11 protein-coding genes are annotated in these 15,108 nt (G+C 60.7%); 4 read left to right on the plus strand and 7 right to left on the minus strand.

The annotated features are described in order from the left end of the window. Window positions 1–16: 16 nt before the first annotated feature. From LOY36_RS18030 to LOY36_RS18055, 6 genes are all read right to left on the minus strand, one after another. Entirely contained in the window at window positions 17–1,213 is a 1,197-nt protein-coding gene (locus tag LOY36_RS18030; RefSeq protein WP_258669540.1) for an HlyD family efflux transporter periplasmic adaptor subunit, read from the minus strand. 15 nt (window positions 1,214–1,228) lie between these two features. After that, entirely contained in the window at window positions 1,229–2,698 is a 1,470-nt protein-coding gene (locus tag LOY36_RS18035) for an efflux transporter outer membrane subunit (protein WP_258669545.1), read from the minus strand. After that, on the minus strand, window positions 2,688–3,167 hold the full coding sequence (locus LOY36_RS18040; RefSeq protein ID WP_018925477.1) for a MarR family winged helix-turn-helix transcriptional regulator: 480 nt from the start codon (window positions 3,165–3,167) through the stop codon (window positions 2,688–2,690). Before LOY36_RS18040 ends, LOY36_RS18035 begins: the two co-directional genes overlap by 11 nt. A 233-nt stretch (window positions 3,168–3,400) precedes the next feature. Further along, complete coding sequence (locus LOY36_RS18045; RefSeq protein ID WP_258669549.1) at window positions 3,401–7,075, minus strand: translocation/assembly module TamB domain-containing protein; 3,675 nt, start codon at window positions 7,073–7,075, stop codon at window positions 3,401–3,403. Further along, window positions 7,072–8,799: an autotransporter assembly complex family protein gene (locus LOY36_RS18050; protein ID WP_026345727.1), complete on the minus strand. Its 1,728-nt coding sequence runs from the start codon at window positions 8,797–8,799 to the stop codon at window positions 7,072–7,074. The genes LOY36_RS18045 and LOY36_RS18050 overlap by 4 nt, the downstream gene beginning before the upstream one ends. A 65-nt stretch (window positions 8,800–8,864) precedes the next feature. Next, the gene (locus LOY36_RS18055; RefSeq protein ID WP_018925466.1) at window positions 8,865–9,515 is read right to left on the minus strand and encodes an N-acetyltransferase; all 651 of its coding nucleotides are present in this window, start codon (window positions 9,513–9,515) and stop codon (window positions 8,865–8,867) included. Window positions 9,516–9,744: 229 nt separating this feature from the next. Here LOY36_RS18055 and xthA point away from each other — a divergent pair, with 229 nt between their 5' ends. Beyond that, window positions 9,745–10,557 carry an exodeoxyribonuclease III gene (gene xthA / locus LOY36_RS18060; protein ID WP_258669554.1) on the plus strand — a complete coding sequence of 271 codons (813 nt, stop codon included), beginning with the start codon at window positions 9,745–9,747 and terminating at the stop codon, window positions 10,555–10,557. A gap of 153 nt (window positions 10,558–10,710) precedes the next feature. Then, complete coding sequence (locus LOY36_RS18065; protein ID WP_258669557.1) at window positions 10,711–12,048, plus strand: phosphate ABC transporter substrate-binding/OmpA family protein; 1,338 nt, start codon at window positions 10,711–10,713, stop codon at window positions 12,046–12,048. A 171-nt stretch (window positions 12,049–12,219) separates the two neighbouring features. Here LOY36_RS18065 and LOY36_RS18070 read toward each other — a convergent pair whose 3' ends face one another. Beyond that, entirely contained in the window at window positions 12,220–13,449 is a 1,230-nt protein-coding gene (locus LOY36_RS18070) for an acyl-CoA dehydrogenase (RefSeq protein WP_008014296.1), read from the minus strand. Window positions 13,450–13,625: 176 nt separating this feature from the next. On the opposite strand from LOY36_RS18070, the gene LOY36_RS18075 reads away from it, so the two are divergent. Together LOY36_RS18075 and LOY36_RS18080 are read left to right on the plus strand one after the other, a co-directional pair. Next, window positions 13,626–14,555: a LysR family transcriptional regulator gene (locus LOY36_RS18075; protein WP_018925462.1), complete on the plus strand. Its 930-nt coding sequence runs from the start codon at window positions 13,626–13,628 to the stop codon at window positions 14,553–14,555. 132 nt (window positions 14,556–14,687) lie between these two features. Beyond that, window positions 14,688–15,086 carry a MerR family DNA-binding transcriptional regulator gene (locus LOY36_RS18080; RefSeq protein WP_007904077.1) on the plus strand — a complete coding sequence of 133 codons (399 nt, stop codon included), beginning with the start codon at window positions 14,688–14,690 and terminating at the stop codon, window positions 15,084–15,086. The last annotated feature ends 22 nt before the right edge of the window (window positions 15,087–15,108 follow it).

Consider the following 15,108-nt stretch of genomic DNA (forward strand, 5'->3'; position numbering starts at 1 on the left):
TCGGTGTGATGGCGAATCAGCGGTGCGCGGTTTTGCTGACCGCGGCGCTGTTGTCGTGGATCAACTGGGTGATCATCGCATCGGCTTCGGCCAACTGACGGTCGTAGATGCCGGTGCTGAATGAAGCCTTTTGCGGCGGCTGTTGCGCCAGCACCGGACCGCTCTGGTCACGCAGGTTGACATCAACCTGAGTCGACAGGCCGACCCGCAACGGGTGCTTGGCCAGCTCTTCGGCGTTGATATGAATCCGCACCGGCACCCGCTGCACGATCTTGATCCAGTTACCGGTGGCGTTCTGCGCCGGCAGCAAGGCAAACGCGCTGCCGGTCCCGGCGCCGAGACTGTCGATGGTGCCGCTGTATTTGACGTTGCTACCGTAGAGATCGGCTTCAATGTCCACCGGCTGACCGATGCGCATGTCACGCAGTTGGGTTTCCTTGAAGTTCGCATCAATCCACAGCTGATCCAGCGGTATCACCGCCATCAGCGCGGTGCCCGGCTGGACACGCTGACCGAGTTGCACGGTACGTTTGGCGACATAACCGGTGACCGGCGCGATCAAGGTGCTGCGGGCATTGTTCAGGTACGCCTGACGCACTTGCGCAGCGGCGGCCATCACGTCCGGGTGCGACGACACCACGGTGTCATCGACCAGCGCGCTGGTGGTCTTGAGCTGTTGTTGGGCGTTGGCCAGGGCGTTCTGCGCCGAGGTCAAGTCATCACGGGCGTGGGACAGTTCTTCCTGGGAAATCGCCCCGCCGGCGGCGAGGTTTTTCCGCCGATTGAAGTTCTCCTGAGCCTTTTGCACTTCGGCCTGCTGCGCATTGACCTGGGCTTTCATGCCGTCGACGTTACTGTACAAACCGCGCACCTGGCGCACAGTGCGGGCCAGGTTGGCCTGAGCGCTTTGCAGACCGACTTCGGCGTCGTTCGGGTCGAAGTTGATCAGCACCTGGCCTTCGTGGACCAGATCGCCGTCGTCGGCGCCGATGCTGACCACGGTGCCGGTAACCAGCGGAGTGATTTCCACCACGTTGCCGTTCACGTAGGCGTCGTCGGTGCTTTCGCTCCAGCGACCGAAGAATTGGTGATAACCCCAGACGCTGGCTCCGGCGAGGATCACCAGGATCGTCAGGACAAACAGCATCACTTTGCGCTTGCGCGGGTTGTTCGTGCCTTGAGTGTCGTCAGGGGTTGTATCTGCAGTGGCCATGACAAGTACCTTGAATTAGTTGTGCTGCGTGGCTGGGGATGCGTTGGCGGCGGTCAGGGTTTCGCCCTGAAATCCGCCACCCAGCGCTTGCATCAGTTGGATCGACAGGTCGATCTGCTCGGCATTCAGGTTGGCCAGCTGACGCTGGGCCTGGAGCAATTGCTGCTCGATGCTGAGCACATCGAGGTAGTTGCCGATGCCGGAACCGTAGCGCTGAACCACGGTGTTGTAAGAATCCCGGGCGATGTCGGTGGCGTGTTGCTGGGCACCGATTTGCCGGCCGATATCGTGCAACTGGTTGATGGTGTCGCTGACATCGCCTAAAGCTTTCACCAGGCTTTTGTTGTACTGCGCCACCGCGAGGTCGTAATCGGCGTCGCGGGAATCGAGGTCGGCACGCAGGCGGCCGCCGTCGAAAATCGGCACCGAGATCGTCGGCGCGATGTTGAAGAAGCGACTGGCGGAACCGAACATCGCATCCCCCAGCAACGACTCGACACCGGCCGCCGCGCTCAGGTTGAGGTTGGGGTAGAACCGGGTCTTGCTCGCCGCGATGTTTTTGCTCGCGGCTTCAACCCGCCAGCGTGCCGCCACCAGGTCCGGGCGACGACCGAGCAATTCCGCTGGCAACACCGATGGCAACGCGACGGCGCTGGCCTGAAGGACTTTCGGCCGGGCGATTGCGTTACCGCGATCCGGACCTTTGCCCAACAGCACCGCCAAGGCGATTTTCGCGCTTTGCAGGCGTTTCTCGGCGTCGATCAGGCTGGCTTCGGCGCTGGCTTCAAGGCTTTCGGTTTGCTGGAACTGGTACTGACTGTCGATCCCCGAGCTCAGGCGACGCTGGCTGAGGTCGAGCATTTGTTTGGTGCGCTTGAGGTCTTCGCTGGCCAGGTCATGGATGATGTGCGCCTGCCCCAGATCGCTGTAGGCACGGGCGACGTCGGCGGACAAGGTCAGTTGCGCGGCCTGCTGATCGACCTCGGCGGCGCGAGCCTGGCCCAACGCGGCTTCCCAGGCATCGCGCTGGCCGCCCCAGAGATCGAAGGTGTAATTGAAGCTGGCGCCGAGATTACGCACGGTGGAGTAAGTGCCACCCTGCCCGCTCGGGTCTTTGTCGCGGGCCAGACGCGAACGGCTGACACCGGCGTTGGCATCGAGGGTGGGCATCCGCGCAGCATCGGCGGCATAGGCGGCAGCACTGGCCTGGTGAGCGCGGGCGTCGGCGATTTGCATGTCGGGGCTGTCGTGCAGGGCTTCGCGGATCAGGCCGTCGAGCTGCGGGTCGCCGAGGCTTTTCCACCAGTCGCTTTTCGGCCATGCGGCGGGTGTCAGGGTCACGCCATTGAGCGACTGCCCGGCCTTGAGGTTCTTCGCATCGAGGCTGACGCCTTCGGTGCTCAGGCCACTGTAACTGGCGCAACCGGCGACGCTCATGGCCAACAACACCAGGCTCAGTCCGGTACGCAGGCGTTTACTGTTCATTGCCACCTACCCGCAGCAAGGTGATCGAGTCACCCGCCGCTACCAGGATTTTCTTCAGGATGTGTTCCAGGGCTTTCAATTCTTCCGGGGTGATGGCACCGGCCAGTTCATTCATGGCATCGGCGCCGATTTCCGGCAGACGGTCAGTCAACTGTTGACCTTGTTCGGTCAGCACCAGTTGCACCTGACGGCGGTCTGCCTCGGAGCGTTGGCGGGCGAGGAAACCTTTCTGTTCCAGACGATCTAGCATGCGGGTCATCGAACCACTGTCCAGCGACAGGTGGCGGCACAGCTCGGCCGGGGTATCGACACCGAACTGGGCCATGATGATCAGCACTTTGAACTGCGCGGCGGTGATGCCGTGGGGTTCCATGTGCGTGTCGATGATCCGGTCCTTGAGCAGCGCGGCGCGGCCGAGCAAGAGGCCAAGATGGCAATTATGGAAATCGTATGAGGAGAAATGTTTCATCTGACCACCAATTAGCTGCCTAGGCAGTGAATGTATGTCGAGATATTACTGCTTAGGCAGCCAATGTCAACGCAATAGTTAGGATGCTTTGTATTTGACTGATAAATGGTGGGACTGAAAGCAAAAAGATCGCAGCCTTCGGCAGCTCCTACGGGATCGCGTACACCCTTGAATATGGTGAGAACGCTTCTGTAGGAGCTGCCGAAGGCTGCGATCTTTTGATCTTGGGGGAGTTAGAAATCCCGCTTGTAGAAGATGTCCAGCGAACTGGCCACGCCGCTGGCGGCTTCGAGGTAGACCTTTTTGCTCAGCTTGTAACGCAAGGCGATGGTGTTGGCCGGTTCGAACACGCCTACGCCATAACGCAGGCTGAGCTTCTCGGAGATGTTGCCGCTGGCGACCACACTGGTGGTGTTGCCGCTGCCTTGGGTATCGAGCTGGAAGTCCTGAATGCCCAGATCCTTGGCCAAACCGCTGGTGACCCCGGAGCTGCCCATCAAACCCAAACCGAGGGCGGCCTGGGCGAGCATGTTGTTGTCTTCACCGGTGGTACTCAGCGGACGCCCCAGCACCAGGTAGGACAATGCCTGCTCCTGACTCATCGCCGGCTCGGAAAAGATCTGCGTGGTCGGCTGTTCGGCACTGCCGCTCAAGCGAATGCCGGCAATCACGTCGTCGGTCTGGCGAATCGCCTCGATGTCCAGGTACGGCTGATCGATGGGACCGGCAAACAGCAAGCGGGCCCGGCGCACCGTCAGGCGCTGGCCGTAGGCGCGATAACGCCCGTCGTTGAGCCAGAGTTCGCCGCGTGCGTCCATGTTGTCGCCAATGTGCACATGACCTTGCAGGTTGGCGGTCAGGCCAAACCCGGCAAAACTCAGTTTTTCCTCACCGACCACCACGTCGATGTCCATCGCCATGGCCATCGGCGGCTTGCCCTCTTCGGTCTGCTGACCGACGATCACCGTGTCGTCGGAGACCTTGACCGTCGACGGCGGCAGTTCGCGCACGGTGATTTCGCCCTTGGGCACCAGCACCTTGCCGACGATCGCCAGTTTGTCGTCCTTCATGGAGATCTTCAGGTCCGGCGCGACTTCCAGCTTGGCATAAGGCTCGACCGTGACCGGCAATTGCGAACCTTTGAGCGCCAGATCCACCACCAGCGCCTGGCCCCAGGCAATGTTGCCGTTAAGGCTGCCCTGCCCGGTCTTGCCGCTTTTCCAGCCGCCGCTCAACTGAACGGTTTCGCCGACAATCACGGCTTGAAGTTGCAAGGCTTCCAAATCCATCGGTAATTCAGAGCCGGATATTTCACCGTCGCGCAGCTCAAGGTTGCCGTTGACCAGCGGCGCCAGCAACCCGCCAGACAACGTGCCGCTGCCGTTCAAATGCCCGGTGAGTTTCTCGACCATCGGCACAAACGGCCGCGCCACCGACAAATCCAGGCCATTGAGGCGGAATGAGCCGGTCAGCGGTTTGTTCTTCGGCAACGGGTTGATCTGCGCCTGGAGCATCAGCTCACCAAGCTTGCCACCGACAAAGCTGAGGTCGGTGTCGATGCGTTTTGGCGTGAGTTTGCTGGTGAGTTTCAGGGTCTGGTAGGGGAAATCCAGCCACTGATCCTTTTCCTTCATGCGCAACGTGCCGCCGCTGGCATCGACGCTGATCTGGCCGTTCGGGCCGCTGGCCGGCAAGTCCAGTTGCAGGTCGGCGTTGAGCCGGCCCTGCCAGGCAAAATCCTTCGGCAGCCATTGCGCCAGGCTGTCGATCGGGAACTGCTTGAGGTGGTAACGCAGCTTTGGCTCGGGCATCAAGCGCTGGTCTTCGCCACACAGGCTGGCCGGGCCGGACATCCAGCAATGGGCGCCGAAGTTGATTTTACCGTCCGCCAGTCGTTCAAGCTTTGCCGGGGTCTGCAGCTTCCAGTCCTGACCACCGGCCTGGATATCGCCACTGGCCAGACGCCCGCGCCAGTTACCTTTATCCAACGCGCCGTCGAGACCGAGCGCCAGTTTCAGCTTCGGCCCTTGCAGGTCGAGGGTCAGTTTCTGGTTTTTGATGTCGCCCTGGCCGCTGGCGGTCAAGGTGCCCAGTGACGTGTCGCCAGTCTGGATGCCGCTGCCCTTGAGGTCGATCTTCGCCCGTTGGGCGCTGTCGAGGGTGGCGTCGAGATTGAGGCTTTGCAGGCGGTTGTCTTCGAAGACCAGTTGCGTGCCTTGCAGGTCGAGTTTGCCTTGCGGTGCCTTGAGCGTGCCGGCGACATTGACCCGACCATTGAGCTGGCCGCGCAGTTGCGGCCAGAGTTGGGCCAGACGCGGCATTTTGATGTCGATCTGGCCGGCGAGTTTCTGTTGCAGGCTGCCTTGGCCATTGATGCTGTTGTCACCCAGGCGAACCTGCAATGCGCTGAGGTTCCATTGCTCGCCGCCGCCATCGGCCTTGGCTTGCAACACCGCCGGCTGCCCGCGCAGTTTGCCTTTCAGGTCCAGGTCGGCGGTCAGGCTGAGCCTGTCGTTTTTCATCTCGCCTTTGCTGCGCAACGGGCCGGCCAAGGTGCCCGGCAATTCCGCGAGCCAGTACGCCGGGTTGATCGCCGAGAGATCCAGCGCGGTATCCCAGGCGATGCCGTCGGCAAATTGCAGGCTCAGGTGCCCTTCGGCCTTGCCCTGCCCGGCTTCGAGCTTGAATTGCGGTAGATGAATTTGGCTCAGGTCGCCGCTGAACGGGCTGTTCAGGCTGAACGCCCCGGCCGGACCATCCAGTGCGGCCTTGAAGTTACCTATGTAATTGCCGTCGGTGTAGGAGACTTCACCGTTGAAGCTGCGCAGTGCCACTTGCGGCTCGTCGATCAGCGGATAGAGGCGGTGCCAAGGGAAATCCAGCCAGTCGATTTTCGCTTCGGCACTGAAGCCTTTGCTCCAGTCCAATTGCCCGGTGAGCTTGAGGCTTTGTTTGTCGCTGGCCGTCAGGTCGAGAGCGGCGATCTGCGCGCCCTTGGCGTCGACCTTGCCTTGCAGCAACAACGCGACCGGGCCTTGTTCGGCGGGCAACGTGGCTTTGCCCAGCAACTGGTAGCCGTTTTTCAGGTCGCCGTCGCCGGTGAGTTCCAGTTGATTGAGTTGCAGGGTGTCCGGTAGATCGGCGCTGGCCTTGAAGCCGTCAGCGGTGATGCGCACTTTTGCCGGCAGGTTTTCCACCAGCGGCTGCAATTCGCCAGTCAACTGCCCGTTCAGGTAACCGCTGCTGTCGGCTTTCAGGTTCAGGGTTTTCAGCAGGTCACCGTCGACCTTCAAAGCCAGGGCCCAGGGCTCGGTGCCGGGTGCCGGCAAGGTCAGTTTGCCTTCGGCGGTCAGCGGCCAGTTGCCGCTCGGTTGCAACAGGCCGGACAGGTTCAGGCTCAGTTCATCCCGCTGCAAGTGCACCGAGTCGATCTGCAAACCCTTTTCGGTCCAGTGCGCCGCCAGTTGCAGGCCTTTGAGCTCTTCGCTGCCATTGAACAGCAGACGGCCGACCTTGACGTCACCCAACTTGATGGCCAGCGGCAATTTCAAATCCGGAAGGCTGATCGGCCCGCTGCTTTGCTCTTCTGCGCCGGGCGGGAATTGCAGGCTGACCTGCTCGGCCTGCAACTGCTCGATGCACAGCGTCATGCGCGTCAGGCACAGCGGCGACCAGGCGAAAATCGCCTGGTTCAGCTCAACCCGGCTGTTGTCCTGCTGCCACAGCAGATGGTCGGCGCTCCACTGTCCACCCAAACGGCCCTGGAAATTCTCCACGGTCAAACCCGGCACCAACCCGAGCGCCCAGCGACTGCCCGTCGCCGTACCCAGCACGATGATCAAGGCCAGCACGACCAGCATCAGCAGCGCCGGGATCGCCAGCAGCGCTATTTTCAAACCACGCTTCACAGCTCAGGCCCCATGGAAAAGTGCAGTCGAATGCCGCCGTCGTCGTCCATCGCGTGGGCCAGATCGAGGCGAATCGGCCCCACCGGCGAAACCCAGCGTAAGCCAATACCGACGCCGGTCTTCAGGTTCGGCAATTCAAGGGTGTTGAAGGAGTTGCCCTGGTCGATGAAGGTTGCGACCCGCCACTTTTCGGCGATGGAGTATTGATATTCGACGCTGCCGGCCACCATGTAGCGGCCACCGATACGGTCGCCCTCGGAGTTCTCCGGGGACAGGCTCTGGTAGTCGTAACCGCGTACGCTCTGATCGCCACCGGCGAAGAAGCGCAGAGACGGCGGCACCGACTTGTAACCGTTGGTGGCGCTGCCGCCGACCTGCACCCGACCGAGGAAGCGGTGTTTATCGAAGACCGTGGTCAGGCCTTTGACCAGTGCCGTGCCGTAGATAAGGTTGGTGTCCGAACCCAATCCTTCCTTGGCCACCTTGGTTTCGAATTGCAGGCGATAGCCGTTGTGCGGGTCGATGCGGTTGTCGCTTTTCAGGTACGAATAGCTCACGCCGGGCATCAGCAAGGTGCTGAGCCCCGAGTCGTCACCGAGTGTGTATTCCTCGCGTTGCCATTTAAGCGACACCACCCGCTGCCAGCCGCTGGGCAACTTGCTGTGCCATTCGGGGCCGAGGGTCAGCAATTTGCTGCGGGAGTCGGTGCCAGCGATATCTTCATATTGATAGCCAGCGGCCCAGCGCAGTTTGTCGGTCAGCGGTGGGTCCAGGGGAATGTCGTAAAACACCCCGACGTTCTGCCGCGGTGCTGATAGTTCGGCTTCCCAGCCATAGCTGTCGCCTTGCGGGTTGACCCAGTGCCGGGTCCAGTTGGCCTTGATTCGCGGGCCGACGTCGGTGGAAAACCCCAGGCCCAAGCCCATGGTCCGAGGCTTGCGAGTGTCGAGCTTGACCGCCACCGGGATCACGTCGTCCTTGGACGCGGTGGGCGCTGCGTCGACGCGCACGCCTTCGAAATAACCGCTCGATTGCAGCGCCTGATTGAGCTCGGCGATCAGTTCGGAGTCATAGGGCGTACCGGCCTTGAACGGCACCATGCGTTGCAGCAGGTCTTCGTCGAACGGCGTGTCGCCTTCAAAACTGACTTTGCCCAGCGCATAACGCGGCCCGCTGTCGTAGATCAATTCGATGTCGGCGACGCCCGCGCGCGGGTCCACCAACAGCTTCTGGCGGGTGAAGCGCCCACTGAAGAAGCCGAAGCGCGAGGCCTGGTTCTGGATCATCCGCTTGGCGTCTTCATAATGACCATGATTCAGCGCTGCGCCGGGTTTCAGCAGGTCGCTCTTAGGCACACGAAAGGATTTAAGCGAGGCGGCAGGACCGTCGACACGTATCGTGACGTTACGCAAATGGATTGGCTCGCCGGGATCGATGTTCAGCACCAGGCGCGGCGTCTTGCCGCCCTTCACGTCGCTGTCGATTTGCGGCTGGTAATACCCCAAGGCCTGGGCGGCCTTGCGCGCCTGTTCTTCGGCGCCGCGACTGAAGCGCAGCAAGGCTTCTTCATCGCGATCGCCGAGGCTACCGATATAGCCCTCTATATTGGCCTTCAGTTCATCGTTGGACGGTTTGATCCGCACATCCAATTCACTTTGCGCCAGCGCCGCGCAGCTGGATAACAGCATCAACAGGCCGCTGGTCATTCTTCCTGGAACATTCATAGGCGCGGATGCTATCACGAGCTTGGGAGCCTGATAGAGCCGGACTTGTCCCAAAAGTTCGGCGATTACGCTGTTGCTGTTTGTAACACCTGCGGGTTGGCGTGGAAAAACACGTGCTCACGAATCGGTCCTACGGCCACTTCGCCGATTTCCTCATAGCCCTGACGCTTATAGAACTCCAGATAGCGAGGATTCCCGGTGTCGAGGATCACGCCTTGGGAGTGCTCATCGACCGCGCACCAGTTGTGCACCGCTTGCAGCAACTGTTCGCCAAAGTGCTTGCCCTGGAATTGCGGGTGAACCCCCAGCAATGGCAGGACGTGCACCGAGTCGGACGGCACGCACGCCATCACGGCGGCGTGGTAATCGAGGTAGCGTCGGGTACAGCGAAACCCGGTGCTGAGCACCATCCGCAGGCGCCAGGCCCAGCTTTCGGTGATGCCCAGGCGGCGTTGCGGCGGCGCGATCAGGGCGATGCCGATCAAGCGGTCATTCACCAGCAGGCCGATGGCCGGTAAATCCTGCAGAAAGTGCTGTTTGATCAGTTCGCGCACCGTCGCCCGGACCCGCTGCTCATAACCGGGGCGTTCGGCTTCGAACAGATAGCCGAACGTCGGCTCGTGCCGGTACGCCTGGTACAACAGGGAACGCGCTTCGCGGGAATAGCCGCTGTCGAGCATGTGAATATCGGCGATGGCGGTCGAGGTTTCGGGCATAACGGCGGATCTCCCTGGGGCACAGCTCAGATGGCTGCGCTCTTCTTGGTACGAGCCTTGGGGTGGCTTCACAGTTCCCCAGACAGGTATAGACCAAGCGAGGAGCTTCATCGACTGGGTTTGCCCGCGCCAACACATCTCTGACAGGACACAACGAATCCCCTCACCCCAAAGCTGGCCCCATTCCTACATGTCAGCTAGCATCGCACTTTTGCCAGGACTGCCGACCATGAAGATCGTCTCCTTCAACATCAACGGGCTGCGCGCTCGCCCGCATCAGCTGGCGGCGCTGATTGAGAAACATCAACCAGACGTGATCGGATTGCAGGAAACCAAGGTCCATGACGACCAGTTCCCCCTGGCCGAGGTTCAGGCGCTGGGTTATCACGTGCATTTCCATGGGCAAAAAGGCCACTACGGCGTCGCCCTGCTGTCGCGTCAGGAGCCGATTGCGCTGCACAAAGGTTTCGCCACCGACGAAGAAGACGCCCAGCGGCGCTTCATCTGGGGCACGTTCGCCGACGCCAATGGTGTGCCAGTGACCATCATGAACGGCTATTTCCCACAGGGCGAAAGCCGCGATCACCCCACCAAGTTCCCGGCCAAGGAACGTTTCTACAGCGATTTGCAACAATTGCTGGAAAGCCAGTTCAGCAACGACCAGCCGATCGTGGTGATGGGCGATGTGAACATTTCCCCGGAAGACTGCGACATCGGCATTGGCCCGGACAACATGAAACGCTGGCTGAAAACCGGCAAATGCAGCTTCCTGCCCGAAGAACGCGAATGGATGGCCCGCCTGAAGAACTGGGGTCTGGTGGACAGTTTCCGTCACCTGAACCCGGACGTTGCCGACCGTTTCAGCTGGTTCGACTACCGCAGCCGCGGTTTTGAAGATGAGCCCAAGCGCGGGCTGCGGATTGACCTGATCATGGCATCCAACGGGTTGTTGCCTCGGGTCAAGGACGCGGGCGTGGATTACGAACTGCGCGCAATGGAAAAGCCTTCCGATCACGCGCCGATCTGGCTTGAGTTGAGCTAAGAGCAAAAGATCGCAGCCTGCGGCAGCTCCTACATGGGCTCGGCATACATCCTGTAGGAGCTGCCGCAGGCTGCGATCTTTTGATCTGTCATCGTTCAGAAACCTTACTGACTTATTCTCCCGGCACTTTCTTTGGCTTATTAAGGTGCCGGCATGACCCTGCGCGTGTTGTTCCTGCTGCTCGGCGCCGTGCTGCCGTTGACGGTGTCGGCCGGCGATTTGCCGACACCCGAACACGGCCCGGTGCTGCGCATCCAGGGTTCCAACACCATTGGCGCGGCGTTGGGGCCGGCGCTGGTCGAGGGGCTGATGCATGAGCAGGGTCTGTTCAAGGTGCACCGCGAAGCCCCGGACAAAGCCAACGAACAACGCATCGTCGGCGAAACCGCTCAGGGCCGTCGAGTCGAGGTGGAAGTCGCGGCCCACGGTTCCAGCACCGGATTCAAAGCCCTGAAAATCGCCTCCGCCGATCTTGCGGCCTCGTCACGGCCGATCAAGGACAGCGAACGACTGGATCTCGAACCGCTGGGCGACCTGAAAAGCCCGGTTGCCGAACAAGTCATCGCCATCGACGGGCTGGCCATCATCCTTCATCCGCACAATCCGCTGAAGCAGCTCAACACCGAGCAACTGGCACGAATTTTCAGCGGCGAAACGAAAACCTGGGAAGAACTCGGCGGCAGCGGTGGGACAATTCATCTTTACGCGCGGGATGACCAATCAGGCACCTACGACACGTTCAAGGAGTTGGTCCTCAGCCTGCATGGGAAAATGCTGAGCGGCAACGCGAAACGCTTCGAATCCAGTGAGCAATTGTCCGACGCGGTGAGTCTGGACCCGCAAGCCATCGGCTTCATCGGTTTGCCTTATGTGCGCCAGGCCAAGGCCGTGGCCATTGTCGATGGCGACTCCCAGGCCATGCTGCCGCTCAATAGCCTGATCGCGACGGAAGATTACCCGCTGTCCCGTCGGCTGTTCTTTTACCTGCCGCCGAACGGGAAAAATCCCTGGGCCAAGGCGCTGGTGAAGTTCGCCCAGAGCAGCAATGGCCAGGCGATTGTTGCGGCCAATGGTTTTATCGCGCAAACCGTTCAGGCCATGGCCGTCACACCGAATGCGCTGATGCCCGAGGGTTATCAGGCACTCAGTCGGCATGCCCAGCGGCTGACGGTGAATTTTCGTTTCGAAGAAGGCAGCGCGACGCTGGACAACAAAGCCCGCCAGGACCTGTCGCGGGTGCTCGACTATATAAAGCAGCACGACAAAACCAATCGGCAGGTGACGTTGGTAGGGTTTGGCGATGCCAAGAGCGACCCCGCACGGGCCGACCTGCTGTCGAAACTGCGGGCCATGGCGGTGCGGCGAGAACTGGTGAAAAGCGGTGTGGTGTTTCGCGAGATTCGCGGTTTTGGCGCCGAGATGCCGGTGGCGGCCAACAGCGGGGATGAAGGGCGGATCAAGAATCGGCGGGTTGAGGTTTGGGTGCATTGAAGTAAGCACCAAACATTGTGGCTTGGGGGGCTTACTGTGGCGAGGGGGCTTGCCCCCGTTGGACCGCGAAGCGGGCCTCAAACCGGCCACCGCATTTTTCCTGGAAAGACGCGGTGTACAATTTACGACTGCTGCGCAGCCGAACGGGGGCAAGCCCCCTCGCCACAGGACTCAGTGCCCGCTGCGCATCATTTCCTTAGGTACGTACTTGCCAATCTCGAACTTGCCAATCGCCGCGCGGTGCACTTCGTCCGGGCCGTCGGCCAGGCGCAGGGTGCGTTGCATGGCATACATGTAGGCCAGCGGGAAATCGTTGGACACCCCTGCCCCGCCATGGATCTGGATCGCCCGGTCGATCACCCGCAATGCCACGTTCGGTGCAACCACTTTGATCTGTGCGATCTCGCTCTTCGCCACTTTGTTGCCGACGGTGTCCATCATGTACGCCGCTTTCAACGTCAGCAGTCGCGCCATGTCGATCTCCATCCGCGAATCGGCGATTTTGTCGATGTTGCCGCCCAAACGCGCCAGAGGTTTACCGAACGCGGTGCGGTTGACCGCCCGTTTGCACATCAGCTCCAGCGCGCGTTCAGCCATGCCGATCGAACGCATGCAGTGGTGAATTCGGCCCGGGCCGAGGCGACCTTGGGCGATTTCGAAGCCGCGTCCTTCGCCCAACAGGACGTTTTCGTACGGCACCCGGACATTTTCGAACAGCACTTCGGCGTGTCCGTGAGGCGCGTCGTCATAACCGAACACTGGTAGCGGACGCACAATCTTCACGCCGGGCGTATCCACCGGCACCAGAATCATTGAGTGCTGCGCATGGCGCGGGGCATCCGGATTGCTCAGGCCCATGAAGATCAGGATCTTGCAGCGCGGATCGCAGGCCCCTGAAGTCCACCATTTCTTGCCATTGATCACCCACTCATCGCCGTCACGCACCGCACGGGCGGCCATGTTGGTGGCGTCGGACGAGGCCACGTCAGGTTCGGTCATGGCGAACGCCGAGCGGATCTCGCCGCGCAACAGTGGTTCGAGCCAGCGCTGCTTCTGCTCTTCGTTGGCGTAACGCACCAGCACTTCCATGTTGCCGGTGTCGGGCGCCGAGCAGTTGAACGGCTCAGGGCCCAGCAACGAGCGGCCCATGATTTCCGCCAATGGCGCGTATTCGAGGTTGGTCAGGCCGGCACCCAGTTCGGACTCAGGCAGAAACAAATTCCACAGGCCTTCAGCCTTGGCCTTGAGTTTGAGCTCCTCCATGATTGCCGTCGGCTGCCAGCGATCGCCCTCGGCGACCTGGCGTTCGAACACCGCTTCGGCGGGGTAAACGTAGGTGTCCATGAACGCAGTCACGCGCTCACGCAGTTCCTGGACCTTGGGCGAATAAGCGAAATCCATGGCAGCTCTACCTTTTTATCTGGGGTTCAGAGGAGTTGTTCAGGTCATGCAATCGATGCTAGAACAGCTACGAAAATTTACCTAACCTATTCTCGGCGTGTATTAACATTCATCACCGATATATGATCGGCTGATTGCCAAGGCCAAAACCGCCCCTACAACAAGAGAGCCGCGTAATGAATCTGAGCAAGGTCGACCTCAACCTTTTCATCGTCTTCGACGCGATCTACACCGAAGCCAACCTGACCCGCGCCGGGCAGATTGTCGGCATTACGCAACCGGCGGTGTCAAACGCTCTGGCCCGCCTGCGCGAAACCTTCAACGACCCGCTTTTCGTGCGCACCGCCCAGGGCATGGTGCCGACGCCGATGGCGCAGAACATCATCGGCCCCGTGCGTAACGCCCTCTCCCTGCTGCGGGTGTCGGTGCAGGAAAGCCGCATCTTCAACCCGTTGCAGGCGGTCAAGACCTACCGCATCAGCATGACCGACCTCACCGAAGCGGTGATCCTGCCGCCGTTGTTCCAGCGCCTGCGACGCTTGGCGCCAACGGTGATCATCGAAAGTTTCCTGTCCAAACGCCGCGAGACCACCAAGGAACTGGCGGCCGGACGTCTGGATTTCGCAGTGGATGCGCCGCTCAACACCGATCCGCAGGTGCGTCACGTCAAGTTGATGGAAGACCGTTATGTGTGCGCCATGCGCAAGGGCCATCCGCTGGCGGGCAAAGAGAAATTCACCCTCGACGATTACCTGTCCCTGACCCACATCCATATCTCCAGCCGCCGCAGCGGCCTGGGCTATGTCGACCTGGCCCTGGGCAAAATGGGCATCCAGCGCAAGATCGCCCTGCGCTCCCAGCATTACCTGATGGCGTCCCAGGTGTTACAGCAGACCGACATGGTCATGACCGTGCCGGAACGCTTCGCTCGTCGCCATGATTTGTACTCGGTGAACCTGCCGGTCAAAGAAGTTCCGCCGGTGGAAACCCACCTCTACTGGCACGAAAGCACCGACCAGGACCCGGCCAACCGCTGGATGCGCGAGCAGATGATCGAGTTGTGCCAGCAGGTCACGGCGCACGAGAAGAAGCTGGATACGGTGTAGGACGTTACCGTGTCATTGTTCTTCGCGGGCAAGCCCGCGAAGACGCCGGTGATACCAACGAAGATCCATGCCCCTTGACGTAAACGTCAACCTGACATTAGCTTAGCGCCATGACCTTTTTCGAGCGCTTCCATGAGCAGCCAGACCTATAGCATTTCCGACCTCGCCCGCGAACTCGACATCACCACCCGGGCCATTCGCTTCTATGAAGAGCAAGGCCTGCTCAGCCCCGAACGTCGCGGTCAGGAACGCATTTATTCGCCCCGTGACAAGGTCAGCCTGAAGCTGATCCTGCGGGGCAAGCGCATTGGTTTTTCCCTGGCCGAATGCCGCGAGCTGATCGAGCTCTATGACCCCTCCAGCGGTAACACCAAGCAATTGCACAGCATGCTGGCGAAAATTGCCGAACGTCGGGAACAACTCGAGCAGCAACTGCTGGACATCGAACAGATGAAGCTGGAACTCGACACGGCCGAAGAGCGCTGCACCCAGGCGCTGGAGCAAACGATCAAGAGCCAGCAGCTCGTGTAGGAGCTGTGAACATTCATACAAT

Source organism: Pseudomonas sp. B21-019, assembly GCF_024749225.1.
In the GTDB taxonomy this organism is placed as follows: domain Bacteria; phylum Pseudomonadota; class Gammaproteobacteria; order Pseudomonadales; family Pseudomonadaceae; genus Aquipseudomonas.

Excerpts from the sequence above, each read along its gene's own strand:
- LOY36_RS18050 (WP_026345727.1), bottom strand. The coding sequence starts at position 8,799 with ATGAATGTTCCAGGAAGAATGACCAGCGGCCTGTTGATGCTGTTATCC.
- LOY36_RS18080 (WP_007904077.1), top strand. The coding sequence starts at position 14,688 with ATGAGCAGCCAGACCTATAGCATTTCCGACCTCGCCCGCGAACTCGAC.
- LOY36_RS18055 (WP_018925466.1), bottom strand. The coding sequence starts at position 9,515 with ATGCCCGAAACCTCGACCGCCATCGCCGATATTCACATGCTCGACAGC.
- LOY36_RS18030 (WP_258669540.1), bottom strand. The coding sequence starts at position 1,213 with ATGGCCACTGCAGATACAACCCCTGACGACACTCAAGGCACGAACAAC.
- xthA (WP_258669554.1), top strand. The coding sequence starts at position 9,745 with ATGAAGATCGTCTCCTTCAACATCAACGGGCTGCGCGCTCGCCCGCAT.
- LOY36_RS18040 (WP_018925477.1), bottom strand. The coding sequence starts at position 3,167 with ATGAAACATTTCTCCTCATACGATTTCCATAATTGCCATCTTGGCCTC.
- LOY36_RS18065 (WP_258669557.1), top strand. The coding sequence starts at position 10,711 with ATGACCCTGCGCGTGTTGTTCCTGCTGCTCGGCGCCGTGCTGCCGTTG.
- LOY36_RS18070 (WP_008014296.1), bottom strand. The coding sequence starts at position 13,449 with ATGGATTTCGCTTATTCGCCCAAGGTCCAGGAACTGCGTGAGCGCGTG.
- LOY36_RS18075 (WP_018925462.1), top strand. The coding sequence starts at position 13,626 with ATGAATCTGAGCAAGGTCGACCTCAACCTTTTCATCGTCTTCGACGCG.
- LOY36_RS18035 (WP_258669545.1), bottom strand. The coding sequence starts at position 2,698 with ATGAACAGTAAACGCCTGCGTACCGGACTGAGCCTGGTGTTGTTGGCC.